15 protein-coding genes are annotated in these 21,932 nt (G+C 71.0%); 7 read left to right on the top strand and 8 right to left on the bottom strand.

Translation table 11 applies throughout. The annotated features are described in order from the left end of the window. The first annotated feature begins 339 nt into the window (after positions 1–339). The 3 genes from AAG895_RS15150 to AAG895_RS15140 are packed head-to-tail and all read left to right on the top strand — an operon-like array spanning position 340 to position 6,019. Complete coding sequence (locus tag AAG895_RS15150; RefSeq protein WP_345792819.1) at positions 340–1,554, top strand: nitrate/nitrite transporter; 1,215 nt, start codon at positions 340–342, stop codon at positions 1,552–1,554. A 3-nt stretch (positions 1,555–1,557) separates the two neighbouring features. Beyond that, positions 1,558–3,267, top strand: coding sequence for a bifunctional protein-serine/threonine kinase/phosphatase (locus AAG895_RS15145; RefSeq protein ID WP_345792818.1), 1,710 nt, complete (start codon positions 1,558–1,560; stop codon positions 3,265–3,267). 40 nt (positions 3,268–3,307) lie between these two features. After that, positions 3,308–6,019, top strand: coding sequence for a molybdopterin-dependent oxidoreductase (locus AAG895_RS15140; RefSeq protein ID WP_345792817.1), 2,712 nt, complete (start codon positions 3,308–3,310; stop codon positions 6,017–6,019). A gap of 447 nt (positions 6,020–6,466) precedes the next feature. On the opposite strand, the gene AAG895_RS15135 is transcribed toward AAG895_RS15140, so the two are convergent. The 4 genes from AAG895_RS15135 to AAG895_RS15120 form a co-directional block, all read right to left on the bottom strand. Continuing rightward, positions 6,467–8,209 carry an alpha/beta fold hydrolase gene (locus tag AAG895_RS15135; RefSeq protein WP_345792816.1) on the bottom strand — a complete coding sequence of 581 codons (1,743 nt, stop codon included), beginning with the start codon at positions 8,207–8,209 and terminating at the stop codon, positions 6,467–6,469. A 189-nt stretch (positions 8,210–8,398) separates the two neighbouring features. Next, positions 8,399–9,565: an ABC transporter permease gene (locus AAG895_RS15130; protein ID WP_345792815.1), complete on the bottom strand. Its 1,167-nt coding sequence runs from the start codon at positions 9,563–9,565 to the stop codon at positions 8,399–8,401. Positions 9,566–9,573: 8 nt separating this feature from the next. Next, positions 9,574–12,408 (bottom strand): ribosome-associated ATPase/putative transporter RbbA, encoded by a 2,835-nt coding sequence (gene rbbA, locus AAG895_RS15125; RefSeq protein ID WP_345792814.1) that lies wholly within the window; start codon positions 12,406–12,408, stop codon positions 9,574–9,576. Beyond that, positions 12,405–13,472, bottom strand: coding sequence for an HlyD family efflux transporter periplasmic adaptor subunit (locus tag AAG895_RS15120; protein WP_345792813.1), 1,068 nt, complete (start codon positions 13,470–13,472; stop codon positions 12,405–12,407). Before AAG895_RS15120 ends, rbbA begins: the two co-directional genes overlap by 4 nt. Positions 13,473–13,671: 199 nt before the next feature. Here AAG895_RS15120 and AAG895_RS15115 point away from each other — a divergent pair, with 199 nt between their 5' ends. The 4 genes from AAG895_RS15115 to AAG895_RS15100 are packed head-to-tail and all read left to right on the top strand — an operon-like array spanning position 13,672 to position 17,255. Beyond that, positions 13,672–14,841, top strand: a complete 1,170-nt coding sequence (locus tag AAG895_RS15115; RefSeq protein WP_345792812.1) for an ABC transporter permease — start codon at positions 13,672–13,674, stop codon at positions 14,839–14,841. After that, a complete protein-coding gene (locus AAG895_RS15110) occupies positions 14,838–15,671 on the top strand; it encodes an ATP-binding cassette domain-containing protein (protein ID WP_345792811.1) in 834 nt (277 codons plus the stop codon). Before AAG895_RS15115 ends, AAG895_RS15110 begins: the two co-directional genes overlap by 4 nt. A 1-nt stretch (position 15,672) precedes the next feature. Beyond that, positions 15,673–16,614, top strand: coding sequence for an MlaD family protein (locus AAG895_RS15105; protein WP_345792810.1), 942 nt, complete (start codon positions 15,673–15,675; stop codon positions 16,612–16,614). Beyond that, positions 16,611–17,255, top strand: coding sequence for an ABC-type transport auxiliary lipoprotein family protein (locus tag AAG895_RS15100; RefSeq protein WP_345792809.1), 645 nt, complete (start codon positions 16,611–16,613; stop codon positions 17,253–17,255). Before AAG895_RS15105 ends, AAG895_RS15100 begins: the two co-directional genes overlap by 4 nt. Here AAG895_RS15100 and AAG895_RS15095 read toward each other — a convergent pair. From AAG895_RS15095 to AAG895_RS15080, 4 genes are all read right to left on the bottom strand, one after another. Next, a complete protein-coding gene (locus tag AAG895_RS15095; protein WP_345792808.1) occupies positions 17,231–18,121 on the bottom strand; it encodes an ADP-polyphosphate phosphotransferase in 891 nt (296 codons plus the stop codon). The genes AAG895_RS15100 and AAG895_RS15095 overlap by 25 nt on opposite strands. 65 nt (positions 18,122–18,186) lie before the next feature. Then, positions 18,187–19,854 (bottom strand): magnesium transporter, encoded by a 1,668-nt coding sequence (mgtE, locus tag AAG895_RS15090; protein ID WP_345792807.1) that lies wholly within the window; start codon positions 19,852–19,854, stop codon positions 18,187–18,189. Further along, entirely contained in the window at positions 19,851–20,660 is an 810-nt protein-coding gene (locus AAG895_RS15085; RefSeq protein WP_345792806.1) for a mechanosensitive ion channel domain-containing protein, read from the bottom strand. The genes mgtE and AAG895_RS15085 overlap by 4 nt, the downstream gene beginning before the upstream one ends. Continuing rightward, on the bottom strand, positions 20,657–21,916 hold the full coding sequence (locus tag AAG895_RS15080) for a hypothetical protein (RefSeq protein ID WP_345792805.1): 1,260 nt from the start codon (positions 21,914–21,916) through the stop codon (positions 20,657–20,659). The genes AAG895_RS15085 and AAG895_RS15080 overlap by 4 nt, the downstream gene beginning before the upstream one ends. Positions 21,917–21,932 lie beyond the last annotated feature (16 nt).

Genomic DNA, 21,932 nt, shown 5'->3' with positions numbered 1-21,932 from the left:
AATATCGAGAAAATAGCACGTCTTGTGGCCTGCGGTGCCGTTCAACTTGCGTGAGCCGCGTGTCGCGGGCCGTGCTGCCTGCAAGCGCGCCGCCTGCTCTGCGGTGGCGTGCCCGCGCACCGATATTGTGCACTGCACACCAGGCTGGTGCATCGCCGCCCTCGAATCCAGAGCTCAAGCGACTGATTCAGAGGGGTTTCACAAGTGGCACGCACTTTGCTTTGTGCTTGTCGGAACAGCGTCAGTCCCGCCAATGGCGGCGGGGCGTCGGGCAACGGAGTCATGCGCTGGAAGTTCCCGCACCCCTGGTGCGCACGACGCATGACTCTGGAGCCCGACATGGACAAGAAATCCTTCCTGCAGGCCGGCCACACGCCCACGCTGATCGCCGCCTTCCTGTATTTCGACCTCGCCTTCATGGTGTGGGTCTTGCTCGGCCCGCTGGCGGTCGGCATCGCCGCCGACCTCGGCCTGTCGCACGCCGAGAAGGGCCTGATGGTGGCCACGCCGGTGCTCGCCGGGGCGCTGCTGCGCCTGGTGATGGGGGTACTGGTCGACCGCCTGTCGCCGAAGAAGGCGGCGATCATCGGCCAGGTGATCGTGATCGGCGCGCTCGCCTACGCCTGGGGGGCCGGCGTGCATTCCTTCGAGGCGCTGCTGGTGCTGGGTGTCTTCCTCGGCGTGGCCGGAGCGTCCTTCGCCGCGGCCTTGCCGCTCGCCTCGCGCTGGTATCCGCCCGAGCACCAGGGCACGGCGATGGGCATCGCCGGCGCCGGCAACTCGGGCACCGCGTTCGCGGCGCTGTTCGCGCCCGGGCTGGCGCTGGCCTTCGGCTGGCACAACGTGTTCGGGCTGGCGCTGATCCCGCTGGTGATCGTGCTGGTGGCCTTCTGCTTCATGGCCAAGGACGCGCCCGACGCGCCGCCGCCCAAGCGCTTCGCCGAATACCTGGCGGTGCTCAAGGACAAGGACGCGTGGTGGTTCATGTTCTTCTACGCGGTGACCTTCGGCGGTTTCGTCGGCCTGGCCTCGTCGCTGGTGATCTACTTCAATACCCAGTACGGGCTGGATCCGAAGATGGCGGGCTACTTCACCGCCGCCTGCGTGTTCGCCGGCTCGCTGGTACGCCCGATCGGCGGCAACGTCGCCGACCGCGTCGGCGGGGTGAAGTCGCTGACGGTGATGTACATCCTGGCGGCGATCTTCCTGGCGATCGTCAGCTTCGGTCTGCCGCAGGCGTGGATGGCGCTGGCGATGTTCGTGTGCGCGATGCTCGCGCTGGGCATGGGTAACGGTGCGGTGTTCCAGCTCGTGCCGCAGCGCTTCCGTCGCGAGATCGGGGTGATGACCGGGCTGGTCGGCATGGCGGGCGGCGTCGGCGGCTTCTACCTGGCCTCCTCGCTCGGCTACTCGCGCCAGCTCACCGGCAGCTACCAGGCCGGCTTCCTGATCTTCGCCGCGCTCGCCGTGTTCGCGCTGGTCGGCCTCACCGCGGTGAAGACGCGCTGGCGTACCACCTGGGGCGCGGCGCACCTGAGCTCGGCGAAGATCTGAGCCATGCACGCGCTGCAGGTCAGCCTCGGTCACGCCAGCCAGCAGGGGCCGCGGCCGCGCAACGAGGATTTCGTCGGCGCGGCCACCCCCGAGGGCGAGGAGCTCGCTGCCAAGGGCGTGCTGCTGGCGGTGGCCGACGGCGTGGGCGGCCATGCCCACGGCCGCGAGGCGGCCGAGCAGACCGTGCGCAGCCTGCTCGCCGACTACTACGCCACGCCGCAGACCTGGAGCGTGGACAAGTCGATCGACAGCGTGCTCGGTGCGGTCAATCGCTGGCTGCTCGGCCAGTCGGCCAAGTCGCGCGACTATGCCGGCATGGCCACCACGCTCACCGCGGTGGTGCTGCGCGGGCGGCGCCATCACGTCGCCCACGTCGGCGACTCGCGCGCCTACCGCTGGCGCGACGGCGCGCTGCTGCGCCTGACCGAGGACCACACCTGGGCCCACCCCGAATTCGACAACGTGCTGCGGCGCGCGATCGGGCTCGAGGCCCGGCTGCTGGTGGATCACGACGACGGCGAGCTGGCGCTGGGCGACTGCTTCGTGCTGGCGACCGACGGCGTGTGGGCCACGCTGGGCGACGCCGGCATCGCCGCGGTGATGGAGGCCCATGCCGACGCGCAGGCCGCTGCCGACGCCCAGGCCGCCGCCGACGCCCTCGTCCTCGGCGCGATCCGCCGCGGTACGGCCGACAACGCCACTGCGCTGGTCGCTCGCATCGACGCGCTGCCCCCCGACAACCTGCGTGACCGCCTCGCCGACAGCCGCCGCCTGCCGCTGCCGCCGCGGCTCAAGCCGGGGCAGGTGCTCGACGGCCTGCGCATCGACGAGCTGCTGCACGAATCGCGGGTGACGCTGCTTTACCGCGTGACCCGGCTCGCCGACGGTCTGGCGCTGGTGCTCAAGACCCTGCTTCCGGACGCCGACGACGAGGCGGCGAGCGCGCTGGTGCGCGAGGAATGGCTGGCGCGCCGGGTGCCGGGCAAGGGTTTTCCGCGCGTGTGCGAGCATGCGCAGCGCGACCACCTGTACTACCTGATGAGCTGGCACGAAGGCGAGACGCTGAAGGCCGCGCTTGGCCGCGGCCACCGCTACGCGCCGCACGAGCTGGTCGGCATCGGCCGCGCGCTGCTCGGCCGCGTCGCCGCGCTGCACCGGCTCGGCATCGTCCATCGCGACATCAAGCCGGACAACGTGCACATCGACCGCGCGGGCGAGCTGCGCCTGCTCGACCTCGGCATCGCGGCCTCCGACGCCGAGGACCTGGCCGAGATCAACAACCCCGGCACCCCGTCCTACATGGCGCCCGAGCTCTTCGCCGGCAGCCCCGCCACCCCCGCCAGCGAGTCGTCAGACCTCTATGCCTGCGGCGTGACGCTCTATGAGCTGCTCACCCGCAAATACCCCTACGGCGAGATCGAACCCTTCCAGCGCCCGCATTTCGGCGCGCCGGTTTCGCCCACGCGCTACCGCCCCGACACCCCCGCGTGGCTGGAGGCGGTGCTGCTGAAAGCCTGCGCGCGCGAGCCCAGGGAGCGCTTCGAGACCGCCGAGGAGTTCCTGCTCGCGCTCGAACGCGGCGCCAGCCGGCCGCTCGCCACCCGCCGTCACCTGCCGCTGGTCGAGCGCAACCCGCGCCTGGCATTGAAGGTGGTGGCTGGCGCGTCCCTGCTGCTCAACCTGGTGCTGCTTTTCCTGCTCAGCCGGCACTGAGCCCGGCGCGCACCCCGAGATCCAGACTGCGGAGACCCTGATGGAAACCAAGGCCACCTGTCCCTACTGCGGCGTCGGCTGCGGCGTGCTGATCGAGCACGACGGCGCGCGCATCACCGGCGTGCGCGGCGATCCCGCGCACCCGGCCAACTTCGGCCGCCTGTGCACCAAGGGCGCCACGCTGCACCTGAGCGCGCGGCCCGAGACCCGGCTACTCCATCCCGAACTGCGCGCGGCGCGTGGCGAGCCGCGCCAGCGCGTGGGCTGGGACGCGGCGATCGACGTCGCCGCGCAGCGCTTCGCCGAGGCCATCCGCACGCACGGGCCGGACTCGGTGGCCTTCTACATCTCGGGCCAACTGCTGACCGAGGACTACTACGTCTTCAACAAGGCCATGAAGGGCCTCATCGGCAGCAACAACGTCGACACCAACTCGCGCCTGTGCATGTCGAGCGCGGTCGCCGCCTACAAGCAGACCCTGGGCGCGGACGCGCCACCCTGCGCCTACGAGGATTTCGACCACACCGACTGCCTGCTCATCGCCGGCGCCAACCCGGCCTATGCGCACCCGGTGGCCTTCCGCCGCATCGAGGAGGCGAGGAAGGCGCGGCCGGACATGAAGCTGATCGTGGTCGACCCGCGACGCACCGACACCGCCGCTGCGGCCGACCTGCACCTGGCGCTGCGGCCCGGCACCGACATCTGGCTGTACAACGCGATCCTGCACGTGCTGCTGCGCGAAGGCCTGGTCGATACCGCCTTCGTCGCCGCCCACACCGAGGGCTTCGACGCCCTGCGCGCGCATGTGGACGCGGTGACGCCGACCGTGGCCGCCGAGAAGTGCGGCCTCGACGCGGCGGCCATCGTCACCGCCGCGCGCTGGTGGGGACGGGCGCCGGCGGCGATGTCGCTGTGGTGCCAGGGCCTCAACCAGTCGACCCACGGCACCCACAACGGCGCCGCGCTGATCGCGCTTTCGCTCGCCACCGGCAAGATCGGCCGCGCCGGCTGCGGCCCGTTCTCGATGACCGGCCAGCCCAACGCCATGGGCGGGCGCGAGGTCGGCGGGCTGGCCAACCTGCTGTCCGCCCACCGCGACCTCGCCAACCCCGCGCACCGCGCCGAGGTGGCGCGCCTGTGGGGCGTGGACAGCGTGCCCGACAAGCCCGGCCTGACCGCGGTCGAGCTGTTCCGCGCCGCGGCCGAGGGGAAGATCAAGGCCCTGTGGATCGCATGCACCAACCCCGCGCAGTCGCTGCCCGAGCAGGCGCTGGTGCGCGAGGCGCTGCAGCGCTGCGACTTCGTCGTGCTGCAGGAAGCCTTCCGCAGCACCGAGACCGCGCCCTTCGCCGACCTGATGCTGCCGGCCGCGACCTGGGGCGAGAAGGAGGGCACGGTCACCAACTCCGAGCGCCGTATCACCCGCGTGCATCGCGCGCTGCCGCCGGCGGGCGAGGCGCGCGCGGACTGGCGCATCGTGTGCGACTTCGCGCAGGCCCTCAGCGCCCTGATCGGCAAGCCGCAGGCGGCGGAACGCTTCGCCTACGACGGGGTGGAGGACATCTTCGCCGAGCACGTGGCCACCACTGCCGGGCGCGATCTCGACATCACCGGACTCGACTACGCCGTGCTGGAATCGGCCGGGCCGCAGCAGTGGCCCTTTCCGGCGGGGATGGCGGTGGCCGATGCAGCGCGCCGCACGCGCCTCTATGCCGATGGCCGCTTCCCGACGGCCACTGGCCGCGCCCGCTTCGTGGTGCCGGCGGGCGCGTCCACCGCGGAACAGGCCGATGCGGAGTATCCGATCGCGCTCACCAGCGGGCGCTTGCGCGACCAGTGGCATGGCATGAGCCGCACCGGCAAGGTCGCGCGCCTGTACAGCCATGTGGACGAGGCGCGCATCGAGCTGCATCCGGCCGACCTGCGCATGTTCGAGGTGGCGAGCGGCGAGCTGGTGAAGGTGTCGAGCCGGCGCGGCGAGATCGTGCTGCGCGCGCTTGCTTCGCAGGAGGTGCGCCGCGGGCAGGCCTTCGTCGCCATGCACTGGGGGCGCAACGTGCTCAGTTCGGCTGGCGTCAACGCGCTGATGGCGGGCGACTTCGATCCGTTCTCGAAGCAGCCCGAGCTCAAGCACGCGGCGGTGCGCATCGGCAAGGCGGCGCTGCCCTTCCAGTTGATGCTGATGCGGGTCGAGACCGCGGACCGTGCGGCCACCGAACTCGCCGAGGCGCTGGAGCCCTGGCTGGCGCGCTTTGGCTACGCCTCGCTCGCGCTCGCTGGCCGTGACGAGGCGGCGGTGGTGATGCGGGTCGCACATGAGCAGCCGATTCCAGGCGCGTGGCTGGACGAACTCGACGCGCTGGCCGGGCTGGACGTGGACGCGGCGCTGACCTACCGCGATGCGCGGCGCGGCGTCAGCAAGCGTGCGCTGATCGAGAACGAGCGCCTGGTCGGCCTGCGCCTGTGCGGCGAGACGGTCGCCGGGGGGTGGCTGCGCGACGTGATGGTCGAGCGCCAGTCGACCACTGAGCTGCGACGCTGGCTGCTCGCGCCGCTGGCCGCGCCGCCCGAGGGCGCGGGCGGACGGGGACGGATCGTGTGCAATTGTCTCGACGTGGCCGAGTCGGACATCCGCGCCGCGATCTCGGGTGGCGAGGATTTTGGTGCCATGCAGCAAAGGTTGAAATGCGGGACGTCCTGCGGCTCATGCGTACCGGAGATCCGCCGCATGATCATCGCGGGGAGCGCCTGACAAGGTACGAAATCACGGCGATGCGCAGATCGGGCGCTGAAAAGAAAAAAGCCCGGAGGTCTTTCGACTTCCGGGCCAAATCCACACCAAAGGAGGAGGGTGGAGGAGACGGTTCGAATACTAGCGGTGATTTTTGTGCGGCGCAACAAAAAATAATGCTTCAACTATAAATGCGCTTGATCCTTCGCCCGGTGTTCTTCGCAGCGTAAGCGTCGCCGTGATGGCTTGGCTGTGCTTGCTGTTCCGTGGGAGCAACTGTCTGTGGAAGCGGGCTTGCCCGCGAATGTCGCAAGATCAAGCGCCGCTTTCGCGGCCAAGGCCGCTCCCACGGGCGCCGAGGCCGTCGCAGGCCCTCGTGGGAGCGGGCTTGCCCGCGAACGCAGCGGTCCGGCCAGCGCAATTCGCGGGCAAGCCCGCTCCCACGGGCCGGCGGCGCTGATCCTCTCGCTATTTCTCGTGCACGTAGCGCCCGGGCGCCTCCTCCAGCGCGGGATAGCCGCGTTCGGGGGCGCCGAGGGCGGGCGGCGCGGACGGGGCGCCAGAATGCGCGCCCAGCCAGGCGGCCCAGGCCGGCCACCACGAGCCCTCGTGCTGCGGGCTGCGGCGCACCCAGTCGTCGGGCGGCACGTAGTTGTCGCCTGCGGGCCGGGTCAGGAGCTGGTAGGCGCGCCGTGGATGGCCGGGTTCGCTGACGATGCCGGCGTTGTGACCGCCGCTGGTGAGCACGAAGGTGATCTCGGTCGGCGTCAGGTAGTGCAGCTTGTACACCGAGCGCCACGGCGCGACGTGGTCGGTCTGGGTGGCCACGCAGAACACCGGCACGTCGACGTCGGACAGCGACACCGGCTTGCCGCCCACCGGGTAGCGGCCCTCGCTGAGGTCGTCGTTGAGGAACAGCCGGCGCAGGTACTGGCCGTGCATGCGCGCCGGCATGCGCGTGGCGTCGGCGTTCCAGGCCATCAGGTCGCTCATCGGCGCACGCTCGCCCATCAGATATTCGCCGACGATGCGCGACCACAGCAGGTCGTTCGAGCGCAGGATCTGGAACGCGCCCGCCATCTGGCCGGCGGTCAGGTAGCCGGTCTCGGCCATCTGCGCCTCGAGCAGGCTGACCTCGCTCTCGTCGATGAACAGCGCGAGCTCCCCGGGCTCGGTGAAGTCGGTCTGCGCGGTGAACAGCGTCATCGTCGCCAGCCGCTCGTCGCCGTCGCGCGCCATCGCCGCGGCGGCGATCGCGAGCAGGGTGCCGCCGAGGCAGTAGCCGGTGGCATGCACCTTGTACCCGGGCACGATCGCGTTGATCGCAGCGAGCGCGGCGTGGAAGCCGAGCTCGAGGTAGTCGTCCATGTCGAGCTCGCGCTCGGCAACGCCGGGGTTCTTCCACGAGATGCAGAACACGGTGTGGCCCTGGTCCACCAGGTATTTCAACAGCGAGTTGCGGGGCGACAGGTCGAGGATGTAGTACTTCATGATCCACGCCGGCACGATCAGCACCGGCTCGGGGTGCACCGTGGCGGTGCTCGGGGCGTACTGGATCAGCTCGATCAGGCCGTTGCGGAACACGACCCGACCGGGCGTGACCGCGACATCGCGGCCGACGACGAAGTCCTCGGCACCCGCAGGCGGCGCGCCGGCGAGCGCGCGCCCGAGGTCCTCGATCGCATGGACCGCGCCGCGGGCGAGATTGGTGCCGCCGCGGGCGAGCGTCTGGCGCAGCACGACCGGGTTGGTGGGCAGGAAGTTGCCCGGCGAGAGCATGTCGAGCAACTGGCGCGCGGCGAAGGCGACGACCTGCTCGTGATGGCGCGAGACCCCGGCCACGCCATGGGTGGCGGCGTCCCACCACTCCTGTGTGAGCAGGAACGACTGGTGCAGCAGGTTGAACGGCCAGGTGTGCCATTCCGGTGCCGTGAAGCGGCGGTCCTGCGCGGGCGGCGCGATGCAGTCGTGCGCGGGCGAGCCCGGGGGCGAGAAGGCGAGTGCCTGCGCGTAGCGCGCCAGGCGGCGCCCTTGCTCGAGCCCCAGGTCGGCGAGCTCCATGCGCTTGCCGGGCGACACGGCGAGGTGGCCGACCCAGTCCACGGTGGCGAGCAGCAGCGCGATCGGTGACACCGAGGCGGTGGCGCGGGCGATTGCGGCATGCACGCGGCGGTCGAGCGGATTGCGTTCGGGCGGTGGGGCGAAGGGCATCGCCGGGCTGCGCCAGATGCGAGGCGTGCGGTCGGGCGCCCCCGGGGCCGAGGCTGCAGATGCGGTGCCGGTGGGGGCCTGGCGTGTCCGCCCGGGACGGGGGTTTGCGGCTTCAGGTCGCGGCGCTCTGGGCTTCCGCTTCGATTCCGGTGTGCTCATCGGCTTCTCCATGTTCCGGGCGGGCCGGACTCAGTTCTGCATCGTCCCGATCGTATGGCGCAGGCGGTGGTGGGCGAGCGTGAGGAACAGCGCGCCGATCGCCGTCACCATCGCGAACGCTGGCCACACCATCTCGAGCCCCGCGCCGCGGAACAGGATGGACTGCGCGAGCGACACGTAGTGCGTGGTCGGTGTCAGCGCCATGACGGTCTGGATGGCCTCGGGCATGCTTTCGCGCGGGGTGACGCCGCCGGAGAGGATCTGCAGCGGCAGCAGCACGAGGATGGACATCAGCCCGAACTGCGGCATGCTGCGCGCGATCGTGCCCATGTAGATGCCGATCGAGGCTGCGGCGAAGAGGTAGAGCAGAGTGCCGGCGCCGAACAGCACGGCCGAGCCGGCCACCGTGATGCCGAGCACGCCCTTCACCATCACCTGCAGCGAAAACGAGGACGCCACCAGCACCACCACGCCCATCGACCAGATCTTGGACAGCATGATCTCGAGCGGCGTCACCGGCATCACCAGCAGGTGCTCGATGGTGCCGTGCTCGCGCTCGCGGATCAGGGCCGCGCCGGTGAGCAGGATGCCGAGCATGGTGACGTTGTTGATGATCGCGTTGATCGCCGCGAACCAGCTCGCCTGCAGGTTGGGGTTGAACATCGCGCGCGGGACGAGCTCGACCGGCTGCGGGGCCGGGGCGCGCACGCGCTGCACGAAGGCGCGCACCTCGTCGTTGATGATGCTCTGGATATAGCCGGCGCCGGTCTGCGCCTGGCTCTGGCGGGTGGCGTCGATGTTGAGCTGCAGCGCCGGGCTGCGGCCGGCGAGGACGTCGCGCTGGAAGTCGGGCGGGATGTCGAGCACGAAGGTGTGGCGGCCGGCGTCCAGCCCGCGGTCCATGTCGGCCAGGTCGACGTATTCGGGGGGCAGGAACTGCGGCGGCTGCAGGGCCGCGATGATGCGCCCGGAGAGCTGCGAGCGGTCCTCGTCCACCACCGCGATCGAGGCGCGCGAGAGACTCTCGGGCTTGGCGCGGGCGTCGGCATAGATCGAGGCGCTGAACATGAACACGATCAGGAAGACCATGGCGAGGTCGCGCGAGAGGCTGCGGAACTCCTTGATGCCGAGGTTCCAGATGTTGCGCAGGGGGCGCGCGCGGCTGCGATCGTCTGTCCGGGGCGGATGGGAGGCCATGGCGGGGCTCACTTGGCCTGCTTCTTCAGCAGCAGCGCCGACAGCAGGGTGAGGGTGGGGATGGCGAGCGCGAGCGGCACGAAGGAGCCGGCGAGCTCGGCGAAGCCGAGCGCCTTGGAGAAGGTGCCGCTGGCGATGGTGAGGAAGTGCGTGGTCGGGTAGACCGCGCCGATCCAGTAGCCGCCGCCTTCCAGCGCGCTCACCGGGTCCATCAGCCCGGAAAACTGGATCGCCGGCAGCAGGGTGCCGATCGAGGTGCCGGCCAGCGCTGCGACCTGGCTGCCGGTGAGCGTGGAGGCGAGCAGGCCGAGGCCGGTGGTGGCCGTGACGTAGAGCAGGGCGCCGGCGGCGAGGGCGAGGAAGCTGCCCTTGAACGGCACCTGGAACAAGGTGATCGCGAGCGCGAACAACAGCGCGAAGTTGAACATCGACAGCGCGACATAGGGCAGCTGCTTGCCGAGGAGGAATTCGAGCCGGGTCACCGGCGTGGTGTAGACGTTGAGGATGGAGCCGAGCTCCTTCTCGCGCACCACGCCCAGCGCCGTGAGCATGGCGGGGATGAACACCAGCAGCAGCGGGATCACCTTGGGCACCATCGCGACCAGGCTCAGCAGCTCGGGGTTGTAGCGGTAGCGCGGCTCGACGGTGGCGAGCGCGCGCACCGGGCCGGCGCCGGATTCGGCGATCACGTCGGCGAGCGTCTGTGCATGCACGCCACCGACGTAGGCGCGCGCGAGTTCGGCGCGCAGGGGCATCGAACCGTCCAGCCAGACGGCGATCTGCGGTGCCTTGCCGCGCGCGAGGTCGCGGCCGAAGCCGGGCGGGATCTCGATCGCCATCGCCAGCTTGCCCGCGCGCATGCGCGCGTCGAGGTCGGCGTGGCCTTCGAGCGGGGCCTGCTCGAGGAAGTAGCGCGAGCCGGCGATGCGCAGGGTGTAGCTCTGGCTGGCGACGCTGCGGTCGTGGTCGAGCACCGCGTAGTGCAGGTCTTCCACGTCCATGGTGATGCCATAGCCCATCACCAGCATCAGCACCAGGCTGCCGAGCAGCGCCAGCGTCAGCCTTACCGGATCGCGCCGCAGCTCGGTGGCCTCGCGTGCCGAGAAACTCAGCAGGCGGGCGAGGCTGAAGCGTGCGAGGCGCTCGGCCCGACGGGCCGAGGGGGCATCGGGCGCGCGCGGGTGCGTGCCGGCGCCGGCGCGGGGGCCTGTGGAGGCGCGAGCCCGGTCGTCATCGACTGCCGGGCCGGACGCGAGGCCGCTCGCTTCCTCCAGATAGGTGATGAACGCGTCCTCCAGGCGTGCGCACCCGCGTGCCGCGGCGAGCGCGGCCGGCGTGTCGCTGGCGAGGATGCGACCGGCGTGCATCAGCGAGATGCGGTCGCAGCGCTGGGCCTCGTTCATGAAGTGGGTGGTGATGAAGATGGTCACGCCGTCCTTGCGCGACAGGTCGACGATCAGTTCCCAGAAGTGGTCGCGCGCCACCGGATCGACGCCCGAGGTGGGCTCGTCGAGGATGAGAACGTCGGGGCGGTGCAGCACCGCCACCGCGAGCTGCAGGCGCTGGCGGATGCCCAACGGCAGGGCGTCGGGCTGGACGTCCATCACCGGGGCGAGATCGAAGCGGCGCGCGAGCTCGGCGATGCGCGCCTCGGCTACGTCGGTGGGCAGGTCGAACAGGCGCGCGTGCAGGTCGAGGTTCTGCCGCACCGAGAGCTCGCCGTAGAGCGAGAAGGACTGCGACATGTAGCCTACGCGGCGACGGGTCTCGATGTTGGTCGCGTCCAGCCGGCGCCCGAGCAGCAGGGCCTCGCCGGCGCTGGGCTCGAGCAGGCCGGTGAGCATCTTCATGGTGGTCGATTTGCCGCAGCCGTTGGAGCCGAGGAAGCCGAAGATCTCGCCGCGACGCACGGCGAGGTTGACGTCATCCACCGCGACGAAATCGCCGAACCGCATCTGCAGCCCGCGCGCCTCGATGACCACCTCTCCGCGCGCGATCGGCGGGATCTCCAGCCGGCGATGGTCGCGGCGGCGGGCTTCGGGCAGCAGGGCGATGAAGGCCTCCTCGAGCGTGTCGGCGCCGCCGGCCGCGCGCAGCGCGTCGGGTGTGCCGGTGGCGAGCACGCGGCCCGCATCGACCGCCACCAGCCAGTCGTAGCCCTCGGCCTCTTCCATGTAGGCGGTGGCGATCAGCACGCTCATGTGCGGACGGTCGGCACGGATGCGGTCGATCAGTTGCCAGAACTGCCGGCGCGAGAGCGGATCGACGCCGGTGGTGGGCTCGTCCAGGATCAGCAGGTCGGGGTCGTGGATCAGCGCGCAGCACAGTCCGAGCTTCTGCTTCATGCCGCCCGAGAGCTTGTTGGCCGGACGGTCGGCGAAGGCGGCCATGCCGGTGGCGGCGAGCAGCGCGTCGATGCGCTGCCGACGTTCGGCCGCGGGCTGGCCGAACAGGCGGCCGAAGAAGTCGATGTTCTCGAACACCGACAGCGTGGGATAGAGGTTCCTGCCCAGGCCCTGCGGCATGTAGGCGATGCGCGGGCAGACGCGGGCGCGGTGGCGGACGTCCGCCATGTCGCCACCGAGCACTTCCACCCTGCCGCGCTGGATCCTGCGCGCACCGGCGATGATGCCGAGCCAGGTGGATTTGCCGACGCCGTCGGGGCCGATGAAGCCGACCATGCGGCCGGCCGGGATGTCCAGCGTGAGCGCGTCGGCGGCGCGCGTGTCGCCATAGCGGTGATCGACGTCGACGAGGCGGGCGACCGGTGGCGCGGCATGCGTGCTCCGTGCGCCCGTGTCCCCGGCCTCGCACGGCGGCGCGTCGTCGCGTCCGGCGCTCACGGCAGCCTCACCTCGAGCTCGGGCGGCCACGCGCGCTGCGCGTTCAGACGCAGGTGGGCCACGCCGGGCAGGCCGGTCTTGACCTGCTCCGCGTGCCTCGCCAGCAACTCGGGGTCGATGCGCGCCTTGACGCGAAACACCATCTTCTGACGCTCGCTCTGGGTCTCCACGGTCTTGGGCGTGAACTGGGCGACGCTGGCGACGTAGGACACCTTGGCGGGGATCACGAGATGCTGGGCGGCGTCCAGCACGATGCGCACCTCGCTGCCGAGCGCCACCCTGCCGGCGGCCCTCTCGGGCAGGAAGAAGGTCATGTAGACGTCGCCGACGTCGACCAGGCTCACCACCTTGCCGCCGCCGGCCACCACCTCGCCCGGCTGCACCACGCGGTACTGCACGCGGCCGCTGCGCGGCGCACGCAGTTCGCTGTCGGCGATCTCGGTCTGCAGGCGGGCGACCACGGCCTCGGCGGCGCCGATCGCCGCTGCGGCCTGCTGCACCTGCGCCTCGGCCGCGCGCACGCCGGCGCGGGCGGCGGCGATCTGGGCCTGGGCCACACTGATGTTGGCCTCGGCGCTGCGCGCGCGGGCGGCATCGTCCTCCACCTTCTGCGCCGAGGTGGCGCGATCGGCGAGCAGCGCCCGCGAGCGCGCCGCGGTGCTGCGCGCAAGGTCGAGCTCGGCGCGGCGCTGCACCAGCACCGCCTCTGCCATCGCGACGTCGGCTTCGCGCTGGGCGACCAGCGCGCGCGCGGTCTCGCGGGCGCTGCTGGCGTTGGCGACCTCCGCCCGGGCCTGGGCGAGCTGCGCCTGCAGGGCCTTCACGTCCATGCGCGCGATCACGTCGTCGCGGGAGACGAAGTCGCCCTCGTTGACCAGGATCGCGTCCACGCGGCCGGGCGCCTTGGCGGCGACGTCCACCTCGGTCGCCTCGATGCGGCCGTTGCCGCGCACGAAGCTGCCATCGTCGGGTGGGGGGCGGAGGAGCTGCCAGGCAGCGGCCGCGACGAGGACGAGAACGCCGGCGCCCAACCAGGCGAGCCGGCTGCGTTGTGTCGTGTTCATGAAGGTCACCTCGGGATGACGCCGCTCGGGACGCCGTCGGCATGTTGCCGTGCATCGCCGCTGGCAACTTGCGGGCCTTCGGCGCCGCAGCTGAATGGCCGATTCCGTCAGGATGAATTGTGCGCCCTTTGGCTGCAGTGCATCAAACGCTAGCGAGCGCTGTTGTACCATCCTCGTCTCGCCGACCGAGCCGCAATGCATGCCAAGGGATTCCGAACACGCCGATTCTCGCGCGCCCCGTCCGGGTGACGCCGAACTCGTCATCGCCGACGACGGTGCGCTGTTGCGCGTGTCGGGCGACTGGACGCTGGCGCACCACGCGGCGCTGCGGGCGCGCGGCGCGGGCCTGCACACCCGCCTCGATGCCGCAACGCGACTCGACCTCAGCCAGCTCGGTGCGCTCGACACGGCGGGCGCGGGGCTGCTGCATGCGTTGCTCGGGGCCGAGCGGGTGGCGGCGCTGCTTGCCGACCCCGGCGCACTGCCGTCCGAGCGTCGCGCGCTGCTGAAGGCGGTGGCAGAGGCGATCGAGGGCCGCGAGCGCGTTCCGGCAGCCGGCGGCGGCAGCGCGCTCGGCGACCTGCTTGCCCAGATCGGCCACGCCATGCTGGTGTTCTGGCGCCATGTCACCGGACTGACCGGCTTCATCGGCCTGATCCTCGAGACCGCGCTGCGGGTGGCGGTGCAGCCGAGGCGCTGGCGTGTCACCGCGCTCGTCGCCAGCCTCGAGCGCACCGGTCTCGACGCGGTGCCGATCATCGCCCTGCTCACCTTCCTGGTCGGCGCGGTGGTGGCGTTTCTCGGCGCCACCGTGCTCGCAAGCTTCGGCGCCAGCATCTTCACCGTCGAGCTGGTGGCCTACTCCTTCCTGCGCGAGTTCGGCGTCATGCTGGCGGCGATCATCGTTGCCGGCCGCACCGCGAGCTCGTTCACCGCGCAGATCGGCTCGATGCGGGCCAACGAGGAGATCGACGCCATCCGCGTGCTCGGCCTCGACCCGGTCGAGCTGCTCGTGCTGCCGCGCGTGTATGCGCTGCTGATCGCGCTGCCGATCCTGAGCTTCGTCGCGATGCTGTCGGGGCTGGTCGGCGGAATGCTGGTCTCGGCGGTGAAGCTCGACATCTCGCCGGTGCTGTTCCTGTCGCGCATCCAGGACAACGTCGGTCTCATCCACTTCTGGGTCGGCATGGCCAAGGCGCCGATCTTCGCCTTCCTGATCGCGGTGATCGGCTGCCTGGAGGGTTTCCGTGTCGAGGGCAGCGCGCAGTCGGTGGGTGAGCACACGACCTCGGCGGTGGTGCAGTCGATCTTCGTGGTGATCGTCGTCGATGCGATCGCTGCGCTGTTCTGCATGGAGATGGGGTGGTGAGCGCGGTGAGGGATGCGGCCGCCAGGCCCGCAGACAACATCGTCGAGGTACGCGGCGTACGCAACCAGTTCGGCGCCCAGGTCGTGCATGACGAACTCGATCTCGACGTGCGTCGCGGCGAGATCCTCAGCGTGGTGGGCGGCTCGGGCACCGGCAAGTCGGTGCTGCTGCGCACCATCGTCGGCCTGAACAGGCCGCGTGCGGGCAGCGTGCGGGTGTTCGGCGAGGACCTGCTGGGCCTGCCCGACGCCCGCCGCAAGGCGGTCGAGCGCCGCTTCGGCGTGCTGTTCCAGAAGGGCGCGCTGTTCTCGTCGCTGACCGTGACCGAGAACGTGGCGCTGCCGCTGATCGAGCATGCCGGCCTGTCGCGGCGCGAGGCGGCGGAGCTGGCCGCGCTCAAGATTGCGCTGGCCGGGCTGCCGGCGATCGCCGGTGACAAGTTCCCCTCCGACCTGTCGGGCGGCATGGTCAAGCGCGCGGCGCTGGCACGCGCGCTCGCGCTCGATCCCGACATCCTCTTCCTCGACGAACCCACCGCCGGCCTCGACCCGATCGGCGCCGCGGCCTTCGACCAGCTCGTCCTGACCCTGCGCGATGCGCTCGGGCTCACGGTGTTCATCGTCACCCACGATCTCGACACCATCTACACCATCACCGACCGCGTCGCCGTGCTGGCGCAGAAGAAGGTGCTGGTCAATGCCGGCCTGGACGAAGTCGCCGCCACCGACGACGCCTGGATCCGCGAATACTTCCACGGCCCGCGCGGCCGCGCCGCCGCCGCTGCGGTGGCCGGCGCGCGGGCCGCGACCGCAGCAAGGGAGGAAACCTGACATGGAAACCCGCGCCCATCACGTGCTGATCGGCTTGTTCACCGTCGTCGTCGTCGGCGCCGCCTTGCTGTTTACGCTGTGGCTCGGCAAGAGCGACGCCGACCGCCAGTTCGAGGTCTATGACATCGTGTTCCGCGAGGCGGTATCCGGGCTCTCCCAGGGCGGCACGGTGGAGTTCAACGGCATCAAGATCGGCGACGTCGTCAGCCTGCGTCTCGATCCGGACGATGCCCACCGCGTGATCGCCCGCGTGCGCGTCGACAGCTCGGCGCCGGTGCGCAGCGACACGCGCGCGCGCCTGGTGCCGGCCGGCATCACCGGGCTGACGATGATCCGTCTCACCAGCGGTGACGACCCGAACAGCACCAAGCTGGTGGCCGAGGACGGCAGCGTGCCGCAGATCATCGCCGCGCCCTCGCCGTTCAGCCGCCTGCTCGCCGATGGCGAGGACGCCGTAACCAACGTCAACGAGCTGATGGTGCAGGCGCGTGCGCTGTTCTCGCCCGAGAACGTCGCCACCATCGGCCGTACGCTGGAGAACCTGGAGCAGACCACCGCCGCGCTCGCGTCGCAGCGCGACGACGTGAGCGCGGCGCTGCGCGAGATCACCCAGGCGAGCCGGACCGCCAACACCGCGCTGGCCGAGGCCACCCGCATGCTCGGCTCGGCCAGCCGCCTGGTCGAGGCGCAGGGTGCGCAGACGCTCGACAGCGCGCGCACCTCGATGCAGGCCTTCGAGCGCGCGATGGTGAGCGTCGAGCGCCTGGTGGCGGACAATCGCGAGCACCTCGACGGCGGCATGCGCGGGCTGGCGGAGATCGGTCCGGCGGTGGCCGAGCTGCGCACCACGCTCGCCTCGCTGCGCGCGATCACCCGCCAGCTCGAAGACCGACCCGCCGACTACCTGCTCGGCCTCGAACCGACCAAGGAGTTCACGCCATGAATCCCTCCAATCGCCCAGCCAGCCGGGCTGCGCTCGGGGCCGCGTTCGGCGCCGCCCTGCTGCTGCAGGCGTGCACGATCCTGCCCACGGGCGAGCCGGTCGACGTCTATCTGTTGCCGGCGGCGGTGACGCCCGGCGCCCACGCGCAAGCGGCGCTGGGTTCGCTGCGCATCGCACGTCCGGCGGCCGGTGTGCACCTTTCGGGCCAGCGCATCGTCGTCGTGCCCGAGCACAACCGGGTGAGCGTGTACAAGGGTGCGGGCTGGAGCGACCCCGCGCCGGTGCTGGTGCGCAACCGCCTGCTCGACGCCTTCCGCGCCGACGGCCGGGTGGCCGCCTTGAGCAGCGACGACCGCCAGCTGCAGGCCGACTTCGAGCTCGACAGCGACCTGCGCGCCTTCCAGAGCGAGTACCGCGACGGCCGCCCCGAGGCGGTGGTCCGCCTGGACGCGCGCCTGGTGCATACGGCCTCGCGGCGCATCGTCGCCAGCCGCAGCTTCGAGGCGCGCGCGCCGGCGAGCGATGTCGCCCTACCCGCCGTGGTGCAGTCCTTTGGCGTGGCCAGCGACCGCCTGGCGGCCGAGGTGGTGGAGTGGACGGTGCGCGAGGGCGCCGCTCACACCTCGCCGGCCGCGAGCTGACGGCGGATCTCGAGCAGCTTCGCGCGGCGCTCGGTGCTGGTCGGCGGGTAGCGCAGGTCGAGCGTCTCCAGGGTGTCGACCAGGATCTGCGACACGATCAGGCGGGCGTTCTTCTTGTCGTCGGCCGGCACCACGTACCACGGGCTGTCGGGCGTGCCGGTGGCGCCCAGGCAGTCGGCGTAGGCGGCCATGTACGCGTCCCAGTGCTGGCGCTGCTCGATGTCGCCTTCGTCGAATTTCCAGTTCTTCTCGGTATCGTCGATGCGCGCGATCAGGCGGTCGCGCTGCTCATCCTTGGACAGGTGCAGGAAGATCTTGACGATGCGGGTCCCGTTGCGGTGCAGATGGGCTTCGGCATCGGCGATCGAGCGCAGCCGGCCATCCCAGAAATCCGCTGCGGCCAGGGTGTCCGCGGGCAGCTTCTGCCCCTGCAGGATCTCGGGTAGCACGCGCACGATCAGCACCTCCTCGTAGTACGAGCGGTTGAAGATGCCGATGCGGCCGCGCTCGGGCAGCGCGAGGTGGGTGCGCCACAGGAAGTCGTGATCGAGCTCGGTGGCGCTCGGATGCTTGAAACTGAACACCTGGCAGCCCTGCGGATTGACCCCCGACATGACGTGGCGGATGGCACCGTCCTTGCCGGCGGCGTCCATGGCCTGGAAGATCACCAGCAGGGAATAGCGGTCGTGGGCGTAGAGCCGCTCCTGGAGCTCGCTCAGGCGCGCGGTGCCGGCTTCGAGGCGGTCCTTGTAGTCGGTCTTGCCGGCGTAGAACGGCGCCACCTTCGTCGGCCAGTCGGCGAGGTCCAGCTTTCTGCCGCCGGTGACGCGAAAGGCGGCGATGTCGATCGGTTCTTGCTTGCTCATTGGGGGCTCCGCTTGGGTGTCGGGTTGAAGCCTGGGCAGGCCGGAAGGGCGGGCGCGTCGCGCGCTCACAGCAGCAGCACGGTCGCCAGCCCGAGGAAGGCGAAGAAGCCGACCACGTCGGTCACGGTGGTGAGGATCACGCTGCCGGCGAGCGCGGGGTCGATGCCCATGCGCTCGAGGATGAGCGGGATGGCCAGCCCGGCGAGCGCGGCGCACAGCAGGTTCAGCAGGATCGCCGCCGCGATCACGCCGCCGATGCCCCAGTCGCCGAACCAAGCCACCGCCAGCGCAGCCACCACCGCGGCCCACAGCAGGCCGTTGAGGATCGAGACGCCGATCTCGCGGTTGAGCAGCACGCGCACGTTGCCCTTCTGCACCTGGCCGAGGGCGAGGCCGCGGATGACCAGGGTGAGCGTCTGGCTGCCGGCGATGCCGCCCATGCTGGCGACGATCGGCATCAGCACCGCGAGCGCGACGAGCTGCTCGAGGGTGCCCTGGAACTGGCCGATCACCCAGGCGGCGAGAAAGGCGGTGAGCAGGTTGATGCCCAGCCAGACCGCGCGCCGGCGCGAGCTCACCAGCACCGGGGCGAACATGTCGGCCTCGTCGTCCAGGCCCGCCATCTGCATCACCGTGCGATCGGAGTCCTCGCGGATAAGGTCGACCACGTCGTCGACGGTGATGCGGCCGATCAGCCGCCCCGCATCATCGACCACCGGCGCCGACATCAGGTCGAGATCCTGGAACAGGCGGGCGACCTCGCGGCTGTCGGTGCCGACCGCGATGCCGGCGATGTCGGTCTGCATCAGCGCCGCGACCCGGGTGTCGAGGCTGGCGGTGACCAGCGCGGACAGGCGCAGCGCGCCCTGGTAGTGCCCCCCGCGGTCGACCACCATGAGCATGTCGGTCTGCGGCGGCAGGGTCTCGAGCAGACGCAGGTAGCGCAGCACGGTGCCGGCCTTGACGTCGGCGCGCACCTCGATGGCGTCGGCGTTCATCAGGCCGCCGGCGGACTCCTCCGGGTAGGACAGCATCGACTCGAGCTGTTCCCGGCGCGCGCCGGTCGTGGCGAGCACCAGCCGGCTGCCGAGCGCCTGCGGCAGGGTCTGGATGAGATCGACGAGGTCGTCGAGCTCGAGGTGCTGGACGGCGGCGATGAGGTCGTCGAGGTCGAGTTCCTGCGCCAGCGCGGTGCTGATCTCGTCGTGCAGGAAGCTGAGCACGCGGCCGGCGCGTTCGGTCTCCACCATGCTCCAGGCCTGGCTGCGTTCGGCCGGCGGCAGCGCCTCGAGCAGGCCGGCGACCTTGGCCGGGTGCATGCGATGAAGCAGCTTGCCGACGCGCTTGAGCTTGCCGGCCTCGAGCGCCTCCATCAGCGCCTGCAGCTCGCTCCTGGCGTCGGCCTGCTCTGCCGGCGGGCGGCCGCTGGCGTCGGCGTCGATCGCATGCTCGGCGTCCTCGCGCGACTCGCGCATCAGGGTCGGACGCAGTTCGGCACTCAGATGGCCGAGCACGCGCTGCTCGAGCGGGTCGCCGACCTGCTGCCAGAGCGCGAGGCGCTGGGCCGGCGACAGGCGCTCGAGCAGCGCGGCGATCTTGGCCGGGTGCATGCGCTGCGCGAGCTTGCGCACGCGTTTGTTGCGGCCTTCCGCGAGCGCCTTGACGATCTGCTCGCTGAGCGAGCGCGGACGGTTGTCCGCGCCGGCGTCGGGACTCTTCGTGGCGTCGTTCATGCGCGCAAGGATACCTGCGGCAGCAGCGGCCGGGCGCCGACGCGGGACAGTGCCTCGCGTCCGCGCACCGTGAGATCGGAAACGAAGCGGAACTGCTGGCGCGGATCGACCGGGTAGGCGCGGATCATGTATTGGGTGCCCCAGGTCTGCTCCTGCACGACGACCGTGACCGGGGCGTCGAAGTACAGGTAGGGGCTGGTCATCGCCACGTCCTCGAGCGCCGCGCGCGCGCGGCGTGCGTCGTGCTCCGGGTGTACATGGAAGAGCGCCGCGCATTGCAGCACCGGGCTGCCGTTGTTGGCGTTGCGCACTGCCGAGGACCACAGCTTGAGGTGGGGGACGGTGATGGTGTCGTCGTCGGCGGTGACCAGCGCCACGGTGCGCATGCCCACATGCACGACCTCGCCATAATGACCGTCGAGCTCGATCCAGTCGCCGGGTCGGTAGGGCTGCTCGAAGGCCGAGACCACGCCGGCGATGAGGCTGCTGACGTAGTCCTTGAGGGCGAAGCCGATCGCCAGGCCGGCGGCGCCGAGCAGCGCCACCATGTTCTGCATCGAGGGCTCGATCAGGATCGGCAGCATCAGCACCAGGGCGATGCCGATCAGCAGCAGGCGCAGCAGGGGCACCGAGGCCAGCAGGTAATGGCGCGGGCGCCCGTGCAGGCGGTTGGCGATCCAGGGCAGGGTGCGCTGCACGACGCGGATCAGCACCATCGCTGCGGCGAGGATCAGCGCGAGCTCGAGCCAGTCGCCGCGATCGAGTTCGTTGAACAGGCGGGCAAGCCGGGGGTCGTCATCGGTCATGGTCGGAAACCGTCCGTGAGGTAGCTGCGGCTGCGCAGGAATTCGCGCACCGTCGGATAGGCGAGCGGTGCCACCTGCCAGCGCACGCCGTCGCGTACCAGCAGGTCGAGCGCCTGCAGCCGGAGCAGGTGAGACTGCAGCCGCCCTTCCGGGATGGGCTGCAGCGCGGCGAGCACGCCGTCCTCCAGTCCGCGGTGCAGGAGCAGGGCGTGGAGCAGGAAGGCCACGTCCTCGCCTGACTCGGCCGGCAGCGTGGGGGTCCGGATGCCGGGAGCGACCCAGACCACGTCGTCGGCTGCGGCAAGGCGCTGGCCGTCCTCGGCGGCCGGCGTGTCGCGGTGGCCGTCCGCCGCATGCGACTGCTGTCCGCGTTCGGGCGCCGCGCGCAGGCGCGCACGCCAGTAGTGCCAGGCCAGGCCCGGGTTGCCGCGGCAGTGGGCGGCGAGCTGGCGCAGTTCCGCGCAGGCGGTTTCTGCGCCCTGACGGTCATCGCCGTCGCCGGCGTCCTCGGGCATCAGGGGTTCGCCGCTGCGCGCGCTCAGGAAGCGAACGTGCCCGCGATCGGGGCGCATCAGATAGCGGGTGAGGGCGAGGCCGTCGAAGGCCTGCAGGGTCAGCGTGGGCGTGCCGGGCAAGGGCGAGATGCGCTCGATGAAGGCCAGCGCCCAGCTGTCGCAGCCGATCAGGCCGGGGCCGAGCGCCCCCGACAGGGCGCGCGCGAGGAAGCCGCGGACCAGATCCAGTCCGCTGGCATGACGCAGGAAGCAGCGCTCGAGCTCGGGCAGGACCCAGGGGCGGTCCGCGCAGGGCCCCAGTTCGTCGAGCCAGCGTCGATCGCCGGCGAGAATCTGCCCGGTGGTGGGCGGCTGGATCACGACGGCGCCGTGCTCCTGCGCCCAGTGCGCGAGGATCGCCGCATGCTCGCAGTACGGCTGGCCGATGAAGAGCCGCACCGGGGATGCCCGATCGCGGTCCGGCGTCTCCAGCGCATCCAGGGCGCGTGCGGCCGGTGCCCAGTCGATCGGCGGCGCGAGATTGGCGAGGCGGAGCTGGGGCAGCGCGCGCAGGTCGGCCTCGGCCCGGGCAGGCTGGGCGTCGTCATCGGCCTCGCCGAACAGCAGATGGACGAGCGCGTGCCAGCGGCGCTGCAGCGTGGCCGGCTGCGAGTCGGCGGGGACCTCGTAGTCCGCGGTCGGAACGATCCGCCACAGTGGGGGGGGCGGAGGCGGGGCGTCGGCGGTGGCGTGCTTGCTCATGGCGATGGCGTGTTCC

Source organism: Thauera sp. JM12B12 (assembly GCF_039614725.1).
GTDB lineage: Bacteria > Pseudomonadota > Gammaproteobacteria > Burkholderiales > Rhodocyclaceae > Thauera.
This window is presented reverse-complemented; position numbering and strand designations above follow the sequence as displayed.

Coding starts and splice junctions, on each gene's coding strand:
- AAG895_RS15150 (WP_345792819.1), top strand. CDS start 340: ATGGACAAGAAATCCTTCCTGCAGGCCGGCCACACGCCCACGCTGATC.
- AAG895_RS15145 (WP_345792818.1), top strand. CDS start 1,558: ATGCACGCGCTGCAGGTCAGCCTCGGTCACGCCAGCCAGCAGGGGCCG.
- AAG895_RS15140 (WP_345792817.1), top strand. CDS start 3,308: ATGGAAACCAAGGCCACCTGTCCCTACTGCGGCGTCGGCTGCGGCGTG.
- AAG895_RS15135 (WP_345792816.1), bottom strand. CDS start 8,209: ATGCCCTTCGCCCCACCGCCCGAACGCAATCCGCTCGACCGCCGCGTG.
- AAG895_RS15130 (WP_345792815.1), bottom strand. CDS start 9,565: ATGGCCTCCCATCCGCCCCGGACAGACGATCGCAGCCGCGCGCGCCCC.
- AAG895_RS15120 (WP_345792813.1), bottom strand. CDS start 13,472: ATGAACACGACACAACGCAGCCGGCTCGCCTGGTTGGGCGCCGGCGTT.
- AAG895_RS15115 (WP_345792812.1), top strand. CDS start 13,672: ATGCCAAGGGATTCCGAACACGCCGATTCTCGCGCGCCCCGTCCGGGT.
- AAG895_RS15105 (WP_345792810.1), top strand. CDS start 15,673: ATGGAAACCCGCGCCCATCACGTGCTGATCGGCTTGTTCACCGTCGTC.
- AAG895_RS15100 (WP_345792809.1), top strand. CDS start 16,611: ATGAATCCCTCCAATCGCCCAGCCAGCCGGGCTGCGCTCGGGGCCGCG.
- AAG895_RS15095 (WP_345792808.1), bottom strand. CDS start 18,121: ATGAGCAAGCAAGAACCGATCGACATCGCCGCCTTTCGCGTCACCGGC.
- mgtE (WP_345792807.1), bottom strand. CDS start 19,854: ATGAACGACGCCACGAAGAGTCCCGACGCCGGCGCGGACAACCGTCCG.
- AAG895_RS15085 (WP_345792806.1), bottom strand. CDS start 20,660: ATGACCGATGACGACCCCCGGCTTGCCCGCCTGTTCAACGAACTCGAT.
- AAG895_RS15080 (WP_345792805.1), bottom strand. CDS start 21,916: ATGAGCAAGCACGCCACCGCCGACGCCCCGCCTCCGCCCCCCCCACTG.